This is a genomic window from Psychrobacter proteolyticus (genome assembly GCF_003350005.1).
Lineage (GTDB): Bacteria > Pseudomonadota > Gammaproteobacteria > Pseudomonadales > Moraxellaceae > Psychrobacter > Psychrobacter proteolyticus.
Window position 1 is genome coordinate 340,018 of sequence record NZ_QLKS01000002.1, and the last position, 20,073, is coordinate 360,090.

The window sequence follows — 20,073 nt, forward strand, 5'->3', positions numbered from 1 at the left end:
TTTTTGACAACACATTTTAAAATAATAGAAGAAGAGAGATATGTCTGCTCAACAGTACTCGATAGTGATTGATTTGCGTTGGTGTCTAGATGAGCTATTGGCAGATAAAGTGATTGACCAACGCGGCTATAACCTAGTCATTACTAGCCGTCGTGACAAAGCGCAGCACCCTCTACTAACGATTAGTGAATTCGGCTTGCCTAATGGCCATGCGACGGACAATAGCACTGAAAACAAGTTAACATTGGCTTGGCTCAACCAGTGGTTGGCGGCTAAAGCAGATATGACTCTCGTTCGTATTGACCCTCTAAAAGTCGATGTCCCTGCAGTGACGCAATTGATGTCATTTGAATATGCACGTTCACAGCATATTTTACCGATTGAGGTCGCTGTAGACGAAGTGGTTATCGGAACAGATCAACCTTTTTATACTGATTGGCATTCAAGTATTGAAAAATTGATCAAGTCAAAAAGCTATCGCACAGTCTATATCAATCCTGAGCAGATCAAACGCTTCCGGCAAGAGTTCTATCAAGTTACCCAAGCGATTGCAGGCGCAAATAGTGTCCATAAGCGTGCAGCTGCCGACGTGACCAATGTCGAAGCATTATTGCAGTTGGGCGACAATACTAATCCCGATGCCAATGACCAACATATTGTTAGAGTCGTTGATTGGCTGTTGCAATATGCCTTTGAGCAACGAGCTAGTGATATCCATTTAGAGCCACGCCGTGAAACAGGTAAGGTGCGCTTCCGTATCGATGGTGTGCTCCATACGGTGTATGAGATGCCATTGGCAATCATCGTCGCGGTAACCGCACGTATCAAAATTCTAGGACGGCTAAATGTTGCAGAAAAGCGTAAACCGCAAGATGGTCGTTTAAAGACGCGAACGCCGAAGGGACTAGAGACAGAGCTTCGTTTATCGACGATGCCAACCGCTTTTGGTGAAAAGTTGGTCATGCGGGTATTCGATCCTGAAGTACTGGTGCGTTCCTTCGCTCAGCTTGGTCTATCCGGCAAGCAGCTTGAAACATGGCATGAATTGACTGCTCATCCAAACGGCATTATTTTGGTCACTGGGCCTACAGGTTCGGGTAAGACCACGACCTTATATAGTACCCTCAAGCAGTTAGCAACTGAACAAGTCAATGTCTGTACCATTGAAGATCCTATTGAAATGATTGAACCTGCATTTAACCAAATGCAAGTGAATCCAGGTGTCGATTTAAACTTTGCTGACGGTATTCGCTCATTGATGCGTCAAGATCCTGACATCATTATGGTGGGGGAGATTCGTGATGCTGAAACAGCCAATATGGCAGTACAAGCCTCATTGACAGGGCATTTGGTGCTCTCGACACTACATACTAACGATGCGCCAAGTTCAATCACTCGCTTGCATGATTTGGGGATTCAGCCATTTTTAACATCAGCGACTATCTTAGGCGTAATGGCACAGCGCTTGTTACGTACGCTATGCCCGCATTGCAAAAAAGCGGTAGACGTTGTGCCAGACAGTGAGATTTCCATTCAATGGCAGGAGTTGGTACAACCTTGGCGTGCGCCTGCCCCAGCACAAATTTATATGGCTCAAGGCTGCGAGCATTGTCGACACACTGGTTATCAGGGACGAGTCGGCTTATATGAGATCATGCCGTTGTCTAACGAATTAAAAAAACTGGTCGCAGCCGATACAAACTTAGATGTGCTCAAACAACAAGCCTATCGTGAAGGTCTACAGCCGTTACGTTTATCAGGGGCAAAACGTATTAGTGAAGGTGTGACAACCATAGAAGAGGTAATGCGAGTCGTGCCTCTTAATTAGTCTCATATATTAGGACATGGATTGGTGAATAGTATTTTAAGAGTAGGAAATACGATGCTACTTGAAAACAGCTTCCTTCACAGCAATCAATGCAAACAAGATTCAAATTTTTAATTCCCAGACTTTTAATTGAGAAAGTTTCAACAACGAGATTATTTATGTTTACAGATACTCATTGTCACCTCAACCGTTTAGATTTGACGAAATACGATGGTAAATTATCTGGTGCGATTGACGCCATGAAAACTGCTAATGTTACCCGTGCAATGGCAATCATGTGTGATTTTGCGGAGTATGACGAGATTGCCAATATTGTGAGCACCTACGGCGACGAGACACTAAATCTAGGGATGAGTGTAGGGATTCATCCCTGTGAAGATATCGAGGTACTGAAATCAGCGACGGTTGAGCGTCTAATAGAGACTGCTGATAAAGACAATGTATGGGCAATAGGCGAGACAGGGCTAGATTACTACTGGTCTACAGAAAATAAAAAAGAGCAACAAGCCAGTCTTGCACGTCATATCCATGCCAGTCAGCAACTAAAAAAACCGCTTGTCATACATATGCGTGATGCAAAAGAAGATACGATCGATATCCTAAAGAGCGAAGGTGCTGAGCATGGTATTATTCATTGCTTCACTGAAGATTGGGAGACTGCGAAACGTGCTTTAGATTTAGGATTTTATATCTCTTTCTCAGGTATTGTTAGCTTTAAAAGTGCCCAAAATATCCAAGACGCTGCAAGGCACATGCCTAGAGACAGAATCTTGATTGAGACCGACAGTCCATATTTGGCGCCTGTGCCTAAGCGTGGTCGTCCCAATGAGCCTGCCTACGTACCCTACGTCGCAAGCTTTATCGCAGATATGTACGGGTGTGATAGTAACGAGATTGGAGCATTAACCGCAAAAAACTTTGAAAATTTACTGGCACAGTATCGCTAAAATGGTTATGCTATGACCAGTCAGTCATTTATGTGATGGTCTCATAGTTTAATCCCCTTTAGTATTTGATTTACTAAATGTAACTATATGATTATCAATGAATATTTGTAAATATAAGCATATCCCTTTTATGGTATTTCAGCAGTTCTTGTATAGTTTTATACGCTCATTGCCAAATGTACGCACATAATTGATGGTCATATGCTTAATCTTGTCATGTTTTAGGAGAGATTATGAGTCGTCAGCACCAGTTCAAGGCACGAGAAGAGAACATCTTAGCGATGGCAGAACAATTGCTACTTGAGTCAGGCGATGGTGATATCACTTTAGACAGTTTGGCAGATCAGCTCGATTTGGCTAAAGGCACCCTGTACAAGCATTTCTCCAGTAAAGATGAGCTTTATCTGCGTATTATTATTCGTTACGAAGAGCAATTGTTTGAGATTAACCGTATTGATGACTGCCCCTCAGCAGGCGTTGCCCGTATGATTTTTCAGCAGTTATTCAACCCGCAAAAAGCCATGCTATTGAACCAAATTGAAGAGCGTCTGGCAGCATCAGTGACTGGGCTCAATCGTTTGTTTGGTGAGTTATATGATATCCGTCGCCAGCGCATGAAGCGTTTGATTGATATTATTAGCGCATACCTAAAAGATGAGCATAGTAATTTAAGTACTCGTGATTATCTATCGTCTATTTGGGCGATTGGTCAGGGCGGTGCAGGACTACTAAACTCAAGCTTTTACCAACGCTATTTAGGTCGCCGTGATACGCTACGTTATGCTTTTGTTCAGCAAGTGCTAGAGTTGCCAAGCCATTATCCTGCTGATGATGAAGAGGTCATGGATGAGGATATGCAAGAACTGGTAGAGCAAATCGATACTGAATCAGAAGAGCACCGTAATACCAATTACTAAAGTAGCAAGTAATAAAGTAGCAAGTAATTTTTGGGTTGTGAACCGTTCCTGGCTTTAATAAATCGTGTTGCAATGCTTACTATTGCAGCACGAATTCATATATCTTCTAATATTCTTCAAAAACCCTTTCTCATTCTGCGATAATTAAAATTGGGCTTATAGGTGCAATATGCCGGTCACTGTCAAGACTCAGTCCAGTTCAGCGGCTACTTGCTCTTTTACTCTAATTAATCAAACGTCTCAGTCAAGCTGCTTAGATACAAGACCTACAGACTATTGTCGAAGCTGCGTCTCCATATCAAGAAATGCTTATCACTTATCATCATTCTCATCAATAAACAGTCGGACACAGGCTGGTTTTACATTGGTGGAAATCGTGGTGGTAGTGGTTATCTTGTCTATATTTGCTGGCATAATGAGTTTGTCTGTCGGTAGCAGTGAATCCCGCAAAAACCGCGCTTTTTATGAGCATCTTACCGATTCGTTGAGCTACGTTCGCCTATTGTCGGCTGAACGTATGCAGCCGATGGGTTTGCGTATGCAGGCAGATAAGCAAGGTCAAGAAGAGCCAGTCATTGTTACCCTATCAAATCCATATGTCGCATACCAGACAACGGAGATGATGTCAGATAGCACCGACAGTCAGCCTAAAAATGCTATGGAGCTGTCGGCAGAGGTGGCTGGTCTATCAGGCTCTACTAATGAGAAAAAACCAACGCCAAGTTGGGAGGTTGAGTCGGGCATCAATTTGCCTGAACCGCCTACTGGCGTAAGTATTAGAGTTCAAAGTTTAGATTCTAGTAGTTTACAAAATATGGGACGAACCCAAACGTTACAGCCTTGGTTTAGCGACCAAAACGTACCACAAGTCTTGTGGTTTGGTACGGGACAAGCAACGCCTGTCACCATTGAAGTGCTTCATGATTCGCGTTTAGTGGGCGAGGTGATTACTATAATGCCAGATGGCAGTATGCGAATCGGACAGGGGGTATAGTGACTAAATTATATAAACCTCCTATGACAAGCCAGCCTATGTCATCAAAATCCATATCACTCAAGTGTGGGCGCGAGAGCGGCTTTACCCTTATCGAAGTGATGGTTGCTCTGGCTATTTTGGCAGTGGTAGCAGTCGCGGCGAGCCGTGCCAGTAGTGCGTATCTGAGTTCGGTTGATATATTGCGTACTCGTACGCTTGCTCACTTCGTTGCCCAAAATGCCGCCGCTGATTTACGTATTAAAGAGACGTGGCTGACAGCCAACCGCACCCAAACCGTTAATGCACAAGGGCGCAATTGGCAAATAGAAATGACAGTCGGTGACGCCATCACACCTGCCTTAAAAGAAGTAAATATCGCAGTTTCGCCTATTATAGATGGACAGACACGCACATCGGTCACTGATATCACTGTGATGCTAAGTAATGCTGAGCAAGATACGAACAGTTTGGATTTAAGTGGTCTAAGCATAGCAGGTAATAGCGAGCAGGCCGGGGGCGGTCTATGAAGCATCAGCGTGGTTTTACACTGCTTGAGCTAATGGTTGCGATGGCAATATTTGCGATGCTAGCCGTTGCAGGCTGGCAAGTGTTTGATGGGGTCAACCGTGCTCGTGAGCGCGCACAATTCCATGCTGACAATCTGGCTGTCCTGCAGTACGCTTATTTACAGTTACAGCAAGACATGGGTCAAATTATCCCTTATCAAGCATCGACTACTCAAAGTGTCAGTGCGGTGAATAACAGTCCAAGCGATAGTACTAACGCGGACACTAGCTCCCAATCAAGCGAGCAAATAAACGAGATAGCGCCTGAGCCCTTTATGAGCTTAGATGGCGAGCATATCAGCTTTGTACGCTTTGCCGATCCTGATCCACGATATCAGAATAGTAATAGTATCCAACGTATCGAATATATTTTTGCAGATGAGCGTTTGATACGTCGTCAGTATACTAGTATGGAAGGCGGGCGTGACAGCGTCAGCCTAGACAGCGTATTGCTCGAAGGTGTCACAGCAGGACGCTGGCAAGCTTATCTACCAGAGCTAAGTACCAAGTTTCCGAGCGATGACGCTAACAGTGGCAGTAGTACAAATACAGCGGTGAGACAATCAGCGAATACAGCGAGTCCTAAGCCAACAGCTGTTTTATTACCGAAAGGAATCGCGGTCAGCTTTACATACCAAGATATGCCAATCACTTGGCAATGGGCACTCGCCCCGCAACCGATATCGCATAGCAATAGTCAAAGTACAGTCAATAACACAGATAGTAGCAGCAATGATAATGCTAATAATGACAACAGCGGTAGTAATGGTAGTGACAATAATAGTAGTGCGGATAATAGCAATTTAGGAACGAATAATTGAGAAGGTAGTAGTTAAAATGCATCAATTGCTCAATAACAAAGGCTATGTATGTCGATGACTGCGAACTCTCAACGCGGTGTTGCACTGCTGACTATCTTATTATTAGTAGTAAGTATTACTGTGGTTGCAGGGTCGATGCTTGCTAGCCAAAAAATTGCAATTAGGCGTAGTGGTCTGTTATTCGATCAAAATCAGTTGCTGCAAGACATCGATGCAGGTCAACAGTTGGCAGTGACGATGATTCTTGCTGATAGCAACCTCAATGATACGGATAGTGCGCAAGATATCTGGGCGCAGCCAATACCACCTTATACATTGGCTAGTCACAGTGTCAGCATTGAGCTACGCGATGAGTCTGGTCGTTTTAACATTAATAACTTGTATCAAGATGGGACGGCCAACACCACTGCTTTAGCAGTATTCCAACGACTACTCACGCAACTAAATCTAGAGCCTGATATCGCTATTGCTATACTTGATTGGCAAGATGCAGACGGCGAGGTATATCAAGATGGCGGAGATGAAAGCACGGTATATGCGCAGCAGTCAAACGCTGTAGCAACAGATGCTTTGCCAAATCAGCCTTTTGTCAGTATCGATCAGCTACTAGAAGTGAAAGGGGTAAGCGCTGAGACATTAGCAGTATTACGGCCTTATCTTACCGCAGTGCCTTATTATGTGCCTATTAATATCAATACTGCCAGTCCTGTATTGTTAGCCGCACTAATTGATGGTGCTAACAGCCAACAGATGCAATCACTGGTAGATATGCGCGCACAGCAGGCGCTGACGTCTATTGATACAGTATGGCAATTACCGATATTTGGCAGTGTAAATGATAAGCAACGAAAAGCATTAACGCCAATGCTCGCCGTTGATAGCCAAGCATTTATGGCGCTTATCACAGCGACTGATAATGCAACTGTTGGTCAGGCAAGAGAGCGTTTTGCCACAGTCTTGATTATTAAAACTGTCGTTGATAATAATCAGGCGAGTAATAGTAGTGAGGTAGACAGTAAAATGCCCAAGGAAGTCAAAGTAGTGACACAGCGACTATGGGCATTTCGTCCGAGCTTTTAGCAGATGGTATTGGGATCGACGTTTAGTCTTTTAGGCGTGTTTCTTCGCTAGACTTCCAGTTATAAGCCCCGTAAAAAAGCATCTGTGCTTGACGAGTACAGTTATGCAGCATCAGCTGCTTGTTTTCTTCGATTTCGTTTAGATCAATTTCATCATCATGATCTTCCGTATAGGTCAGCTCTAGCCAATCAATAATCCAAGAGAAAAACATATTCACACCAGCTTCAGCCAATAGACGACGGTCATAAGCATTGATATGGGTAAACGCTGGCTGCAACGCTAAGTCGTCTGCCAAACCTTGAGCGTGTATCTTAATCAACTCATTAATTGCTTTGCGTACTGCTTCTGACCCACCATAACGCTCACTGACCAAGAACTGCCAGTAATAAGGCTGATCGCTGACCATGTACAAGAATAGCTGAATGCTTTTTGCGATTTGACGATCAAAGCTACGTTTACGGCCAATCTGCAGGCTATCACTTAACGTGGCTAACGTACCGCCCAATTCCTCAATGACCAAAGCGCGCCCGAGTGACTCCATATCATCAAAATGGCGATAAAACGCAGTCGGCACAACGCCAACCTCACGTGTTACTTGTCTGAGACTGATAGAGCTAAAAGATTGCCCTGTCATACATAAATCGAGCACAGCATTAAAAAAGGCGTGCCGAGTTTGAAGTTTCTTTTGTTCGCGACTGCTCATAATATTTCAAAATTGTCCGGTAGGTGTTTATCATACTCATTTCAACGCATAAATACGACTGAAATACGCCATTCGTGTTAATTTACTAAACCTGCACTGGTCTTTTAAACCACTGTGCCCCAATGACCCTGCAGTTCTTGCGCCAGTCGATAAGCTTCATGGTCATTCATACCTGTAATAAAATCCAAAATATTTAGGACATTATGGTAGATATCGTCAGACAATATGCGGCGATGTTCGTCAAGATGAGGCTGTAGCAATCTTAACAGACGTTGCTGCTCAAAAGACATCGGCGGTTGCGTAGTAGCAGATTCAGAGCCAGTCCAAGCGAGCGGCATAACGGCATTCAATAGGCTATGCAAGCATTGATTGGCCATCAGCTCCATTCTTACTTTGCTCGGATGATTGAATATTTTTTCGCGTGCCAGTTGCTTAGCTTGATTGATACCATTTTGTACGCTGGTATCGCAATGGGCAAATAGGCTGCCTTGCAGTGTGCCAGCTAGTAATGCATCACTGTTGGCTACAAAAGCATCGGTGACGGTATTGACCAACCGCATCATGGCTCGTGCCCGCAGAGAAGCGAGGCTTTGTCTGACAGACATATGCGCTGGCAAGTTTACGCTACTTGGACGTTCACCAATCAGCTCATAAAATATCGTGGCAACTTCGCTATAGGTTAGCATATTCAGATTGATGCCATCTTCTAAATCGATTAGCGCATAACAGATGTCATCTGCTGCTTCTAGCAGGTAAGCCAATGGATGGCGCACAAAGCCATCGTGTTGCTCTGAGCGCGGTAAGTGCAAACACGCAGCTAACTCTTCTAGTTGAGACGCTTCGCTATAAAAGCAGCCAAATTTTTGCACATTATAATGGTTGTCATTGACATCGTTGCTGTGAGTTGCCAACCATGGATACTTCATAAAGGCGCCTAGCGTGGCACAGGTAAGCCGCATGCCACCCTTGTCAGGATGATGCTCATTACGTGCTAATAGGCGAAATCCTTGAGCATTACCCTCGTATGCCAGTAAGTCTAATCGCTCATTGCTGCTTAAATTTTGCAAAATCGCTTGCGGTTCAGGCTGTCTAAACCAATCACGAATCGCATACTCTCCAGCGTGGCCAAAAGGTGGATTACCAATGTCATGAGCGAGACAAGCTGCTTGTACGATCACACCGACGTCTGCTGGTGAAACTCCTGCTGGTAGGCCGCTACTTAGTGCATCATGAATTTTTTCGGCGGCCATCATTCCCAAAGAGCGACCAATAGAAGAAACTTCTAGCGAGTGAGTCAGGCGCGTATGAATACCGAGCTGATTGGTCAGTGGATGGACTTGGGTTTTCTGATTTAACTGGCGAAAAGAGTGAGAAAATACCAGTCTGTCATAGTCTTTATGAAACTGAGAGCGAGTACTGGTATTGGCGTTAAATTTTTTGGAAGCACCAAGACGCTGTGAATTAAGAAGATGTGACCATTGTGTGGTAGGGGACGGCAAAGAGGTTGGTGTACTTAGCATATTAAACATCCGGAACCAAGGGAGCCTCTAGCATAGCAAAATAGCGCCCTTGGTACAGCTATATAGTCAGAGAACTACTAAGTGGCTACGGTGTTACCTCTTTAGAGGTGCTATTTGTACAATCTGTAGTCGGCTGCCTTGTACCCATTTTAGACTTCTTTGACTAGAGTTAATGCCCTATAAATTGGATACGGTGCCAATTTTGCTTAGCCTACTACTGGTAGTAATTTCACTCGCCTTGCTTGTATCCAAATTATATTGAATCAACTATATTAAGACTTTTGACAGTTAAAAAGTACGTCTTCCTCGTTGATAGCTACATCGCTGTCCAGTGTCTTATTAAGCAATGTCGCTTTGTCTCCATTTACTTGCCATATGATGCCGTGGGTATCGTCTAATCCAATATCGCTAGTATAGATGCCCTTATCAGCATCAGTTTCACTATTAGCAGTAGCTGTTAAATCGTACTCAATACCATCGATGAGCAAATGCGCTGTCTGTGGTGTACTGTCGCTATGATAAGAAACGCCGATAGTAGCAGTAGGCTCACAAGAGAAAGGAGTGCTGTTGCTGGCGTGTACTGCATGATCGTGACCTGCATGCGTATGCTCTTCGTGGCTATGACTTTCATGACTGTGATCTTCATGATTAGGCCCTTCATGATCGTGTTCTATATCACTATGTTCTTCGTGGCCGTGATCTTCATGCTCTTTATTGTCATGCATTTCATGACCTTGTTCATGCTCGGCGTGATTATCTACTGGCGCTTCTTCAGATACCGCTGCATCGGAATCGTTTTTCGGCTGACAGCCCAGTAAAGAGCCTGCCATCACACTACCTAGTATAGTAATACCTGCAAGTTTAGAAAGATAAGCCGCCATAATATAAGTCCTTAAATAAGCAAAATAAAGATATGTTATAATATAACATCTAATATATAAAATAAAGCCGATGATGGAGAATATCCAACATCGGCTAATTAACTTTAAACAAGCTATACTATTTAAAGTTATACGTTAAATCTAAAGTGCATCACGTCGCCATCTTGCACAATGTAAGTCTTACCTTCTAAACGCGATTTACCAGCAGCAGCAGCGCCTTTTTCACCGTTATATTCGATAAAGTCGTCATACGCAATGACCTCAGCACGAATAAAACCACGCTCAAAATCAGTATGAATCACGCCAGCTGCTTGCGGCGCTGTCGCACCAATAGCGACAGTCCAAGCACGTACTTCTTTTACGCCAGCGGTAAAGTAAGTCTGCATATCAAGTAAGTCATAGCCACCGCGAATGACTTGATCAAGACCAGCTTCTTCCATATCCATTTCAGCTAGGAAGTCTTTTTTATCGTCTTCATCAAGCTGGGCAATTTCAGATTCGATCTGGTTGCATAGTGCGATAACGATAGAGTCTTCACCAGTGGCATAGTCACGAACAGCGTCAAGATATGGGTTATTTTCAAAACCATCTTCAGAAACGTTAGCGATATACATGGTTGGCTTTAGCGTGATTAGACCATAGCTTCTGATCAGTTTTTTCTCATCAGCATCTAGGTTAGCAGCACGAGCCGCTTTGCCTTCTGCTAGTAATGGCTCAATCTTTTTGAACACATCAAGCATGGCGCCAGCATCTTTATCGCCGCCTTTTGCTTTTTTGGTCAAGTTAAATACCGCGCGTTCAACAGCTTCTAAATCTGCCAATGCGAGCTCAGTGTTGATGGTTTCGATATCATCAATCGGGCTAACGCGGCCATCAACGTGTACGACATTGTCGTCATCAAAACAGCGTACAACGTGAGCAATCGCATCAGTCTCACGGATGTTGGCTAGGAACTGGTTACCCATGCCTTCGCCTTTTGACGCGCCTGCGACCAAACCTGCGATATCGACAAACTCCATCGTCGTTGGTAATACGCGCTCAGGATTGACGATGTCAGCCAGTTGTTTTAGGCGTGGGTCTGGTACTGGTACGATACCCGTGTTGGGATCTTTGGTACAAAATGGAAAGTTTTCAGCGGCGATACCCGCTTTGGTCAATGCATTAAACAAGGTGGATTTACCCACGTTTGGTAGGCCGACGATGCCGCAATTAAAACCCATAACATTCTCTCAATGTATTAATAAAATCAGTTGGTATAAAGTTTGGTTAAATGATAAATCAAAATTGGGCACATTGTAGCAAATTTACCTGAATAGGGGTGAGGTTGTTACGGTATATGCCCAGGTTTTTACCTGATGATAATACACGGCTTTATGATAAAAGCAGGTCATATTTGGAGCTTGAAAATGAACAAGGCTAACTAGTATGAGTGACACATAGCTTATGTGGGCTAATAAACCCTATTTTTTAATATGCTAAACTATCACACATCGATAAGGGCCTAAATTTCACAAAAATTCAGCACATATATTCTGCCAATTTTAGCAAATCATACTTATTCTAAAGCTATAGATAGTCAGATATAAGCTGATAATATCGCCAAAATAAAATGTAAGGCAATTTTAGACAATGACAACTTCGATTTTTGACACACGCCACTATAAATACCCGCAAAACTTCCTTGAGATGAAGCCTAAACTGACTCGACTTGAGCAGGCTATTAAAAAACTAGAGGCAAATTTAATTGATACGGCTGAGCCGACAAACCTTAAGTTGTTAAAGCAGAGGCTAGATAGTGGATTGGGGTTAAAGGTCGATTATGCCAGTGAGTTAAATCCCGATCAGCTAATGGCCGCGACTACGATCGACGGCAAAGTATTGGTCATTGCTGGAGCTGGCTCAGGTAAGACCAAAACCTTGACCTATCGGACCAGTTATCTATTGGAAAATGGGGTGTCGCCTAAAGAGATTTTGCTCCTGACTTTTACGCGTAAAGCCGCGAATGAAATAAAAGATCGAGCTAAGTCCTTGCTAGCAAGCAGTCTTTCAAATCAAGAGCTATCAGATGAGCTGGCTGAGGATAAGCTGCCAACTGATAAAGCATTAAATAGCATCACTAGTGGTACTTTTCACTCGTTTTGCAATATGTTACTGCGTCAGTATTCAGGACTACTCGGTATCAATCCAAGGTTTACGATTTTGGATACGGGTGATAGTGAGGATGCTATCGACTTGGTGCATAAAGAAAAAAACTATCCTAATCAGACCAAGTCACAAGCCTTTCCACGCAAAAAAACGCTGCAAAATATCATATCGACGTCTAGAAATAGACGTATACAAATTCGCGACCTAATCGAAAGTAACTACCCAGATATTGTCGTGCATATTCCTATCATCGAGCAGCTGGCAGTTGATTTCCATGAGTACAAGCGCACCAATCACTTATATGATTTTGATGACATCATCAGCCAAGTCGTACGTCATTTAAAAACCAATGATACCTTTCGACAGCTGCTGCAAAGCCAATATCGTTATATTATGGTTGATGAGTATCAAGATACCAACATTCCTCAAAAGCAGCTAATCGACTTAATATGTGAGCCTGAGTCGGTATCACTGATGGTAGTCGGTGACGACAATCAAAGCATCTATGCCTTTCGCGGTGCCAATTATGAAAACATTCTGCTATTTGGTGAGACCTATCCTCATGCCAAACTTATTAAACTTGAGCAAAATTATCGCAGCTCGCCGTCCGTTTTAAATTATATCAATGCTTTGTCAGAGCAAATTACCTTGGGCTATCAAAAGCAGCTGTATTCTGATGCGCCGATAGAAGGACACAAACCAGTATTTCGACGACTCAGTGATGAGCCAAAAGAAGCGGGCTATATCACTGATAAGATCGTCGCGCTAAAGCCAGAGTATGACTACAACGACTTTGCGGTATTATGCCGTACGTCTTTTCAGTCCAATTACGTACAGCTAGAGTTTATGGCGCGCAATATTCCTTTTATCGTCGTGGGCGGTATCAAATTCATTGAAAGACGTCATATCAAAGATGTGTTGGCCTTTGTTAAAATACTCTATAACCCAAATGATACGATTGCTTGGCATCGTATTTTAACTTTGTTTAAAGGGGTGGGTGCAGTAACGGCGACGCGCTTAACCCAAGCCATTACTGCTGACAATAATGCATTTGAATCCTTACTGGCCGCGCCCTTTGCGAAAAAAAGTGATCAGCTAGAACCTCTATATCATGCGCTTACCAAGGCACAGCAAGCTGAGTCGGTCGAGACAGCTATTGAACATATTCTTGAGTTTTATATTCCAGTGTTAAAGCTGATTGAAGAAAATTGGCGTGAGCGTACCGAAGATTTTCGGGTATTAAAGAATTTAGCGACAGAGCACACAAGCCTTGATAGCTTTTTAGAAAATCTCGCTTTGGACCCACCTAATGATTCGGTTGCTGTCATGGGTAATCTGGATAATGGACAAGACAGTAGCAATGACAAAGTCACTATCTCGACCATTCATAGTGCTAAGGGGCTTGAGTGGCCAGTAGTGTTTGTTAACTCATTAGTAGATGGAATCACGCCGCATCATCGTTCTTTAGATGACTTTGAAGCATTAGAAGAAGAGCGTAAGCTGTTTTATGTTGCCTGTAGTCGTGCCAAAACGCAGTTATATCTGACAGCACCAAACTACTTTTCTAGTTATTCTGGATATTTTGATAAGCCGTCACGGTTTATCGCTGAACTATCTGCGAACGAGGTATCGGTTGAGACGACAAGGCGAACCATGATAGAAGACGATGATCCCATTTGGTGGTAATACCCATGTTTAGTTGATTATCCAATCAATTAAACATAAGCTAATAAAACCGTTCAGTAATATAGATAAGTGAGCTTTCGAATACTTGAACTTTTTATAACCAAAAACATTAGATAACTTATCGTTATTTTCACTAAAATTGTTGCTAGATTATTGCTTAAGGCTATTATTATTCCTATCAAAAATACCTTCTCAGAAACCCCATAACCAAAAGTATGTGACTCGAAAATATTTCTCAGATAAGGGTTTCAAATTTATCCTAATGCGTTACTATTACCACCTAATTTGGTTAGACCCTTATATTTGATACTCTGTATTAACACCCTAAGAAAAGGATAGGTTATGCGCTACGAAGTTATCGTTATCGGTGCAGGTATGGTTGGCACGTCAATCGCGTGGCATCTACAAAAAAATAACTCAAATGTATTATTGTTAGACAAAAAATTGCCAGGGTCAGAGACCTCATACGGCAATGCAGGATTGATTCAGCGCGAAGCCATTCATACACATCCTTTTCCTCGTCAGCTGACAGAAATGATTAGAGTGTTGCCAAACCAAGGGACTGACATTCGCTATCGTATTCCGGCCATTTTGCGTTATCACCAAGCACTGCTTCAGTACTGGAAATACTCTACGCCAGCTTCAGTCAAAAAAATCGAATCAGAGTGGCAGACGTTGATTGAGCATTGTACCAGTGAGCATCAAACGATGATTGAAGCATCTGGTGCTGATGAGCTAATCACGCGTGACGGCTGGTTACAACTGCATCGCTCGGAAGAAACTTTCAAAGAAGCGCAAGTGGCAGCCATTGATGCACGTAACCAAGGTGTTGAGCATAACGTACTAAACCTTGAAGCGCTAAAAGCAATGGAACCTAGTGCCAATTTCGAAGGTTTCGTTGGCGCGATTCATTGGAAAAACTCTTGGCAAGTATCAAACCCAAGCTCGCTCGTGAAAGCTTATGCAAAAAACTTCCAAGATATGCAGGGTACGATCAAAGAAAGTGATGTAAAAGAAATCGTTCAAGACGGCGAAGGCTGGAAAGTTATCACTGATAATGATACCTACTATAGTGACAAATTGGTTATCGCAGCAGGCCCATGGTCTAATGACTTGATCAGACCACTTGGCTATAACTTGCCATTGTTCCCAATGCGTGGTTATCATCAGCATTTCAAAGTGACAGAAAAGAACACTATCAATCACAGTATGTTTGATATGGACAAAGGCTTTGTGATGGGGCCAATGCAGCAGGGTATCCGTATCACCACTGGTGCTGAGATGACCACGATGAATGCGCCAAAGAACTTTGGTCAGTTAAAAACTGTATTGAAGCTGGCTAAAAAAATCTTGCCACTAGAAGATGCGGTTGAGAGTGAAGCATGGGCAGGGTCACGTCCTTGTATGCCTGATATGAAGCCAGTAATCGGTCCTGCTGACAAGCATGACAAACTATGGTTCGCATTTGGTCACAGCCACCAAGGCTTTACCTTAGGGCCAATGACAGGGCGTCTGGTTGAAGAGATGATCCATGAAAAGCCATCATTAGTAAACCTTGCACCATTTAGTGCTCAGCGTTTTTCAAAATAAGCGCATATCTGTTAGATTTAGCACAGACTTAAATTAATAAATGAAAGGTATAGACATGATTAAGAAGCTACACAGCAATCAACGTATGAGCAAAACCGTAATCCATAACCAAACTATCTATTTGTGTGGTCAGGTAGGTAACGCAGAAGACGATATCAAAGCGCAAACATTGACTTGTTTAGAAAAAATTCAAACGTTGCTAGAAGAAGTTGGTAGCGACAAATCAAAGCTACTATCAGTCACGGTGTGGATCAAAGACATGGCTGACTTTGCTGCCATGAATGAAGTCTATGACCAGTGGTTTGAAGGTATTCAGCCACCAGCTCGCGCTTGTGGTGAGTCAGCTTTAGCACGTCCTGAGCTATTGGTTGAGATGATCGCCATCGCTGCTGAGTAATAAACGGCTCGCAGTATCTGTAGTATCTGTATCAAATAGAAATAAAAAAGGCCATGATAGCGATATCGTGGCCTTTTTTGTACTTGGCAATAAGCAAGTTTAATTACTGCAAAACAGCGTACTAGCTTTCTAGATAAAGCTTACGCTATGTGACGTCAGCTAAGCAATACAATGATTATTATAGGAATTAGCACCCTTTCCATACCGCTTGGCGTTTCTCAATAAAAGCATCAATACCTTCATCCACATCGTCTGCTATCATATTGCCCGTCATTACTTCACTGGCATAGTCATATGCATCTTCAACGTTCATATCCAGTTGTTTATAAAACATATCTTTGCCAGTTCTCACCGCTACCGGAGACTTGGCAGTGATTACTGTTATCAGTGACTGTAGTGTCTGATCAAGTTGCTCTACTGGCGCAACTCGATTGATTAATCCATATTGCAAGGCAGTATGCGCGTCGATAAATTCACCTGTAATCAGCATCTCAAATGCTTGCTTACGAGGTAGATTACGGCTGACGGCTACAGCAGGTGTAGAGCAGAACAGTCCCACATTTATCCCAGAGGTAGCAAACTTTGCATCATCAGCGGCAACGGCCAAATCACAAGCTGCGACTAGCTGACACCCTGCAGCGGTGGCAATACCTTGTACTTTTGCGATAACGACTTGTGGCATACGGTTGATGGTAAGCATCATTTTACTACATTGCTGGAATAGGGCACGGTGAAATGCTGCATCTGAGTGTACGCGCATTTGTTTTAGATTATGACCAGCACAGAATGCCTTGCCTGTCGCTTGAATAACCACGACTCTGATCGTATCGTCTTGAGTGATATTATCCAGTTCTGCTTGCATGGTAGACAGTACTTCAACGGACAGGGCATTGAATTGTTTGGGTTGGTTTAAGGTGAGCGTGACGACGCCACTTTCTTTATTGTCTTCTCTAATAACCAGAGGGTCGTCTAGGTCTAGAGTAATGCCAGATTGAGTCATTTATCATCCTTGATAATGGGTTGTTTGGTTTGGAAAATATTATTATTTATAAAGTTATATAAAGCGTTTTAAATAGTAGCATGGCTCATATTCTATACAATAGTTTATTAATATAGAGCGCTTAAAAAAATAGCGCACTCAGGTGATGAGTACGCTATTGGTTTTTCAGTCAGATATAAGTTAAATCTATACTAACTTAAATTTATACTAAGCTGTATTTATACTGAACCTAGTACGCGCCTTCGCTATAGATAAGCTCGTAGCTGTGGCTATAGATTTCAACGATGTTGCCGAACGGGTCTTCCATATAGATCATGCGGTAAGGTTTTTCGCCAGGGTAGTAGTAGCGTGGTTTTTCCATACGTTTTTTACCGCCTGCTGCAACCATACGCTCAGCCAACTCTTCAACATTTGGATCTTGAACACAGAAGTGGAAGATACCCGTTTTCCAGTATTCAAAGTTATTTTCAGGGTCTTCTTGATTTTTGAATTCAAAAATCTCGACGCCGATACGGTCACCAGTGGACAGGTGAGCGATACGAAAGCTGCCCCAACCAGCACCAAATACTTCGGTACACATCTCACCAATGGCACTGTCATCTTCGACAATCTCAGTTGGTTCCATGATGGTGTACCAACCCATCACTTCGGTATAAAATTTTACGGCTGCATCTAGGTCAGGGACTGACAGACCGATGTGCGAAAAGCTTCTTGGATAAACATTGTTCATAATTTGTGCTCCTGTTTGCTGTACTCTTGTTTAACGTGAGGCCAGTATACAAACGCATATTCATTATGTAAAATTATCAAATATTATATAAATAAGTATGAAACGTAATGATAAATATCACATGGTTACGAACTTTCTGTACGCTTGCCGAAGTTGGGCACTTTACTCGTACGGCTGAACGTCTATATATGACGCAGTCCGGTGTGAGCCAACACATAAGTAAGTTAGAGGAGCAACTAGATACAGACTTGTTGATTCGACAAGGAAAGCAGTTCTCATTGACCAATGCAGGTGAGCAGCTCTATAAAGAAGCAGGCGAGATATTGCAGCGATTATCAAATTTAGAACAGCGTATCGGTGAAGATCCACCTTATGAAGGATTGGTGCGATTGATGTCACCGGGTAGTGTGGGACTAAAGCTATATCCGCAGCTTTTGACATTACAGCAGCAGTATCCAAAACTAGTGATTGATTACCGTTTTGCACCCAATTCTGATATTGAGCGGGCACTGGCAAATCACGAGATTGATATTGGCTTTATGACGGATATCTCAGATGATGAAACGGTTAGTTGCAAGCCTATGGCGCAAGAGACATTGATACTAGTAACCCCTGCGGCTACAGTAGAGCCTAGCTGGGAGCAGCTTATCGAGCTTGGATTTATCGATCATCCGGATGGCGCCCATCATGCAGGCATGCTACTGACTGCCAATTATGAGCAATTTCAGCATATCAATGATTTTGAGAAAAAAGGATTTTCTAATCAGATAGGGTTAATTTTAGAGCCCGTCAGCAGAGGAATAGGATTTACTGTTTTGCCAGCCCATGCCGTGGCCGCTTATCCGAAGCCTGAGCTGATTAACAGTCATTATCTGCCAGTTGCTGTTAGCGAAACGCTATATTTGGCTGTCAGACGACAGCAGGTACTCTCTAATAGAATGCATACGGTCATTGACGAAGTAAAAAAATGGCTATAGATATGTTGAGAATGATAAATGCACAGCTAACAAAGAGTTAATAAAAGGCTCGATAGCTGTGCATTTAGTGGAGGATGCTATTGATAAATTGTGACTATGAAAGATTGCGTCTATCTTAAAGTCTGCCCAAGTTTGATACTTGCAGCGATATTAGCAGCAGTAGTCTCAATATTGTTGTAAGCTGAGCCTAACACGTTATCAATCGTGTCTACTTTTTGGATACTCGGCATAACAACATCGAACTGACTGGTCTGGGCAGGTTTTAGCCCATCGACGCTGCCGCAGATAGCGATAACAGGTGTACGGCTGGACTTAGCGATTTGGCTGATACCGCCTGCCACTTTACCCATGGCTGTTTGTGCATCAAGCTTACCTTCGCCAGTGATGACAAGGTCTGCTTCTGCGATATGCTGTGACAGGTGAGCCACTTCGGCAACCGTATCAAAGCCTGACTTCAACTGAGCTTGAAAGAAAGTCATCATCGCATAGCCAAGACCGCCAGCAGCGCCAGCACCTTCAACGTATTGACAGTCTTCATAGCCATGCTGTCCACATATGGTAGCAAAGTGACTGAGTGCCTTGTCCAAGGTATTGACTTGCTCTGGACAGGCGCCTTTTTGTGGGCCAAACACCGCGCTTGCTCCCAGCAGACCGCATAATGGATTGGTCACATCACAAGCAACTTCAAATACCGTGTCTGATATCTTTGCGTGAAGGCTAGTATTATCGAGCTTATGTAAGCTGGCAAGTGCGCCACCACCATGAGTGAGTAGGCTATCATTGATGTCATGAAATGTTATGCCTAGCGCCATTAGCATGCCAAGGCCTGCATCATTGGTTGCGCTACCACCCAGACCGATAATGATACGCTTAGCACCTTCTGCTAATGCATCATCGATCAGCTCCCCAACCCCATAACTGCTCGCAATAACAGGATTACGCTCATCAGCTGTCAGTAGATGCAATCCGCACGCTTGCGCCACTTCGATAACAGCGGTCGCGTCAGGTAGTAACAGATACTTTGCCGTAATCGGCCTCATCAACGGGTCATGTACTCTGACTTCTTTCCAGCGCCCGCCCAATACATAAGACAATACCGCTGAAGTACCTTCACCACCATCGGCCATTGGCAGTAGCTTGTAGTCAGCATCTGGAAACACTTGACTAAAGCCAGATTGAATGGCGTGGCAAACATCAAGTGCTTCTAAACTTTCTTTAAACGAGTCAGGGGCGATCAAAATTTTCATACGGCTCTCTTTGAATATCTTAATGACACGATCATTGCGATAGTGTCATGTTTTAAAACGTT

Annotated in this window: 18 protein-coding genes; 11 read left to right on the forward strand and 7 right to left on the reverse strand. The window is 43.2% G+C overall.

Translation table 11 applies throughout. The features are described 5' to 3' along the window. Positions 1 to 40: 40 nt before the first annotated feature. The 7 genes from DXK30_RS05955 (at position 41) to gspK (ending at position 7,135) form a co-directional block, all read left to right on the forward strand. A complete protein-coding gene (locus DXK30_RS05955) occupies positions 41 to 1,828 on the forward strand; it encodes a GspE/PulE family protein (protein WP_114700913.1) in 1,788 nt (595 codons plus the stop codon). A 158-nt stretch (positions 1,829 to 1,986) separates the two neighbouring features. Continuing rightward, positions 1,987 to 2,775: a TatD family hydrolase gene (locus tag DXK30_RS05960; protein WP_114700914.1), complete on the forward strand. Its 789-nt coding sequence runs from the start codon at positions 1,987 to 1,989 to the stop codon at positions 2,773 to 2,775. Positions 2,776 to 3,008: 233 nt separating this feature from the next. Beyond that, a complete protein-coding gene (locus DXK30_RS05965; RefSeq protein WP_057759351.1) occupies positions 3,009 to 3,692 on the forward strand; it encodes a TetR/AcrR family transcriptional regulator in 684 nt (227 codons plus the stop codon). A 367-nt stretch (positions 3,693 to 4,059) separates the two neighbouring features. Continuing rightward, positions 4,060 to 4,686 carry a prepilin-type cleavage/methylation domain-containing protein gene (locus DXK30_RS05970; RefSeq protein ID WP_240314081.1) on the forward strand — a complete coding sequence of 209 codons (627 nt, stop codon included), beginning with the start codon at positions 4,060 to 4,062 and terminating at the stop codon, positions 4,684 to 4,686. A gap of 38 nt (positions 4,687 to 4,724) precedes the next feature. Then, a complete protein-coding gene (gene gspI, locus DXK30_RS05975; protein ID WP_227670683.1) occupies positions 4,725 to 5,195 on the forward strand; it encodes a type II secretion system minor pseudopilin GspI in 471 nt (156 codons plus the stop codon). Further along, on the forward strand, positions 5,192 to 6,055 hold the full coding sequence (gene gspJ / locus DXK30_RS05980) for a type II secretion system minor pseudopilin GspJ (protein WP_114700916.1): 864 nt from the start codon (positions 5,192 to 5,194) through the stop codon (positions 6,053 to 6,055). The genes gspI and gspJ overlap by 4 nt, the downstream gene beginning before the upstream one ends. A 48-nt stretch (positions 6,056 to 6,103) precedes the next feature. Then, positions 6,104 to 7,135 carry a type II secretion system minor pseudopilin GspK gene (gene gspK / locus DXK30_RS05985; RefSeq protein WP_227670685.1) on the forward strand — a complete coding sequence of 344 codons (1,032 nt, stop codon included), beginning with the start codon at positions 6,104 to 6,106 and terminating at the stop codon, positions 7,133 to 7,135. Between the two features lie 22 nt (positions 7,136 to 7,157). On the opposite strand, the gene DXK30_RS05990 is transcribed toward gspK, so the two are convergent. The 4 genes from DXK30_RS05990 to ychF form a co-directional block, all read right to left on the reverse strand. Then, the gene (locus tag DXK30_RS05990; protein WP_057759356.1) at positions 7,158 to 7,838 is read right to left on the reverse strand and encodes a TetR family transcriptional regulator; all 681 of its coding nucleotides are present in this window, start codon (positions 7,836 to 7,838) and stop codon (positions 7,158 to 7,160) included. Positions 7,839 to 7,942: 104 nt separating this feature from the next. Then, positions 7,943 to 9,358 carry a deoxyguanosinetriphosphate triphosphohydrolase gene (locus tag DXK30_RS05995; protein ID WP_114701120.1) on the reverse strand — a complete coding sequence of 472 codons (1,416 nt, stop codon included), beginning with the start codon at positions 9,356 to 9,358 and terminating at the stop codon, positions 7,943 to 7,945. A 272-nt stretch (positions 9,359 to 9,630) separates the two neighbouring features. Then, on the reverse strand, positions 9,631 to 10,239 hold the full coding sequence (locus tag DXK30_RS06000) for a hypothetical protein (protein ID WP_114700917.1): 609 nt from the start codon (positions 10,237 to 10,239) through the stop codon (positions 9,631 to 9,633). Between the two features lie 128 nt (positions 10,240 to 10,367). Then, positions 10,368 to 11,459, reverse strand: coding sequence for a redox-regulated ATPase YchF (gene ychF / locus DXK30_RS06005; protein ID WP_102094907.1), 1,092 nt, complete (start codon positions 11,457 to 11,459; stop codon positions 10,368 to 10,370). Between the two features lie 409 nt (positions 11,460 to 11,868). Between ychF and DXK30_RS06010 the strand changes: the two genes are divergently transcribed. The 3 genes from DXK30_RS06010 (at position 11,869) to DXK30_RS06020 (ending at position 16,057) form a co-directional block, all read left to right on the forward strand. Then, the gene (locus DXK30_RS06010; RefSeq protein WP_114700918.1) at positions 11,869 to 14,070 is read left to right on the forward strand and encodes an ATP-dependent helicase; all 2,202 of its coding nucleotides are present in this window, start codon (positions 11,869 to 11,871) and stop codon (positions 14,068 to 14,070) included. 342 nt (positions 14,071 to 14,412) lie between these two features. Further along, positions 14,413 to 15,660, forward strand: a complete 1,248-nt coding sequence (locus tag DXK30_RS06015) for an NAD(P)/FAD-dependent oxidoreductase (protein ID WP_114700919.1) — start codon at positions 14,413 to 14,415, stop codon at positions 15,658 to 15,660. A gap of 58 nt (positions 15,661 to 15,718) precedes the next feature. Continuing rightward, positions 15,719 to 16,057: a RidA family protein gene (locus DXK30_RS06020; RefSeq protein ID WP_055124581.1), complete on the forward strand. Its 339-nt coding sequence runs from the start codon at positions 15,719 to 15,721 to the stop codon at positions 16,055 to 16,057. 187 nt (positions 16,058 to 16,244) lie between these two features. On the opposite strand, the gene DXK30_RS06025 is transcribed toward DXK30_RS06020, so the two are convergent. Both DXK30_RS06025 and DXK30_RS06030 read right to left on the reverse strand, forming a co-directional pair. Then, a complete protein-coding gene (locus tag DXK30_RS06025; RefSeq protein WP_114700920.1) occupies positions 16,245 to 17,057 on the reverse strand; it encodes an enoyl-CoA hydratase in 813 nt (270 codons plus the stop codon). Positions 17,058 to 17,286: 229 nt separating this feature from the next. Next, complete coding sequence (locus tag DXK30_RS06030) at positions 17,287 to 17,787, reverse strand: lactoylglutathione lyase family protein (RefSeq protein ID WP_114700921.1); 501 nt, start codon at positions 17,785 to 17,787, stop codon at positions 17,287 to 17,289. 107 nt (positions 17,788 to 17,894) lie between these two features. On the opposite strand from DXK30_RS06030, the gene DXK30_RS06035 reads away from it, so the two are divergent. Further along, positions 17,895 to 18,764, forward strand: coding sequence for a LysR family transcriptional regulator (locus DXK30_RS06035; protein WP_114700922.1), 870 nt, complete (start codon positions 17,895 to 17,897; stop codon positions 18,762 to 18,764). A 110-nt stretch (positions 18,765 to 18,874) separates the two neighbouring features. Here the strand turns inward: DXK30_RS06035 and DXK30_RS06040 are convergent, their stop codons facing one another. After that, complete coding sequence (locus DXK30_RS06040) at positions 18,875 to 20,011, reverse strand: glycerate kinase (protein WP_114700923.1); 1,137 nt, start codon at positions 20,009 to 20,011, stop codon at positions 18,875 to 18,877. Between the last annotated feature and the right edge of the window lie 62 nt (positions 20,012 to 20,073).

What these genes read in the sequence shown, in the direction of transcription:
- DXK30_RS05955 (WP_114700913.1), top strand. Translation starts at nt 41, where the DNA reads ATGTCTGCTCAACAGTACTCGATAGTGATTGATTTGCGTTGGTGTCTA.
- DXK30_RS05960 (WP_114700914.1), top strand. Translation starts at nt 1,987, where the DNA reads ATGTTTACAGATACTCATTGTCACCTCAACCGTTTAGATTTGACGAAA.
- DXK30_RS05965 (WP_057759351.1), top strand. Translation starts at nt 3,009, where the DNA reads ATGAGTCGTCAGCACCAGTTCAAGGCACGAGAAGAGAACATCTTAGCG.
- gspI (WP_227670683.1), top strand. Translation starts at nt 4,725, where the DNA reads ATGTCATCAAAATCCATATCACTCAAGTGTGGGCGCGAGAGCGGCTTT.
- gspJ (WP_114700916.1), top strand. Translation starts at nt 5,192, where the DNA reads ATGAAGCATCAGCGTGGTTTTACACTGCTTGAGCTAATGGTTGCGATG.
- gspK (WP_227670685.1), top strand. Translation starts at nt 6,104, where the DNA reads ATGTCGATGACTGCGAACTCTCAACGCGGTGTTGCACTGCTGACTATC.
- DXK30_RS05990 (WP_057759356.1), bottom strand. Translation starts at nt 7,838, where the DNA reads ATGAGCAGTCGCGAACAAAAGAAACTTCAAACTCGGCACGCCTTTTTT.
- DXK30_RS05995 (WP_114701120.1), bottom strand. Translation starts at nt 9,358, where the DNA reads ATGCTAAGTACACCAACCTCTTTGCCGTCCCCTACCACACAATGGTCA.
- DXK30_RS06000 (WP_114700917.1), bottom strand. Translation starts at nt 10,239, where the DNA reads ATGGCGGCTTATCTTTCTAAACTTGCAGGTATTACTATACTAGGTAGT.
- ychF (WP_102094907.1), bottom strand. Translation starts at nt 11,459, where the DNA reads ATGGGTTTTAATTGCGGCATCGTCGGCCTACCAAACGTGGGTAAATCC.
- DXK30_RS06010 (WP_114700918.1), top strand. Translation starts at nt 11,869, where the DNA reads ATGACAACTTCGATTTTTGACACACGCCACTATAAATACCCGCAAAAC.
- DXK30_RS06015 (WP_114700919.1), top strand. Translation starts at nt 14,413, where the DNA reads ATGCGCTACGAAGTTATCGTTATCGGTGCAGGTATGGTTGGCACGTCA.
- DXK30_RS06025 (WP_114700920.1), bottom strand. Translation starts at nt 17,057, where the DNA reads ATGACTCAATCTGGCATTACTCTAGACCTAGACGACCCTCTGGTTATT.
- DXK30_RS06030 (WP_114700921.1), bottom strand. Translation starts at nt 17,787, where the DNA reads ATGAACAATGTTTATCCAAGAAGCTTTTCGCACATCGGTCTGTCAGTC.
- DXK30_RS06035 (WP_114700922.1), top strand. Translation starts at nt 17,895, where the DNA reads ATGATAAATATCACATGGTTACGAACTTTCTGTACGCTTGCCGAAGTT.
- DXK30_RS06040 (WP_114700923.1), bottom strand. Translation starts at nt 20,011, where the DNA reads ATGAAAATTTTGATCGCCCCTGACTCGTTTAAAGAAAGTTTAGAAGCA.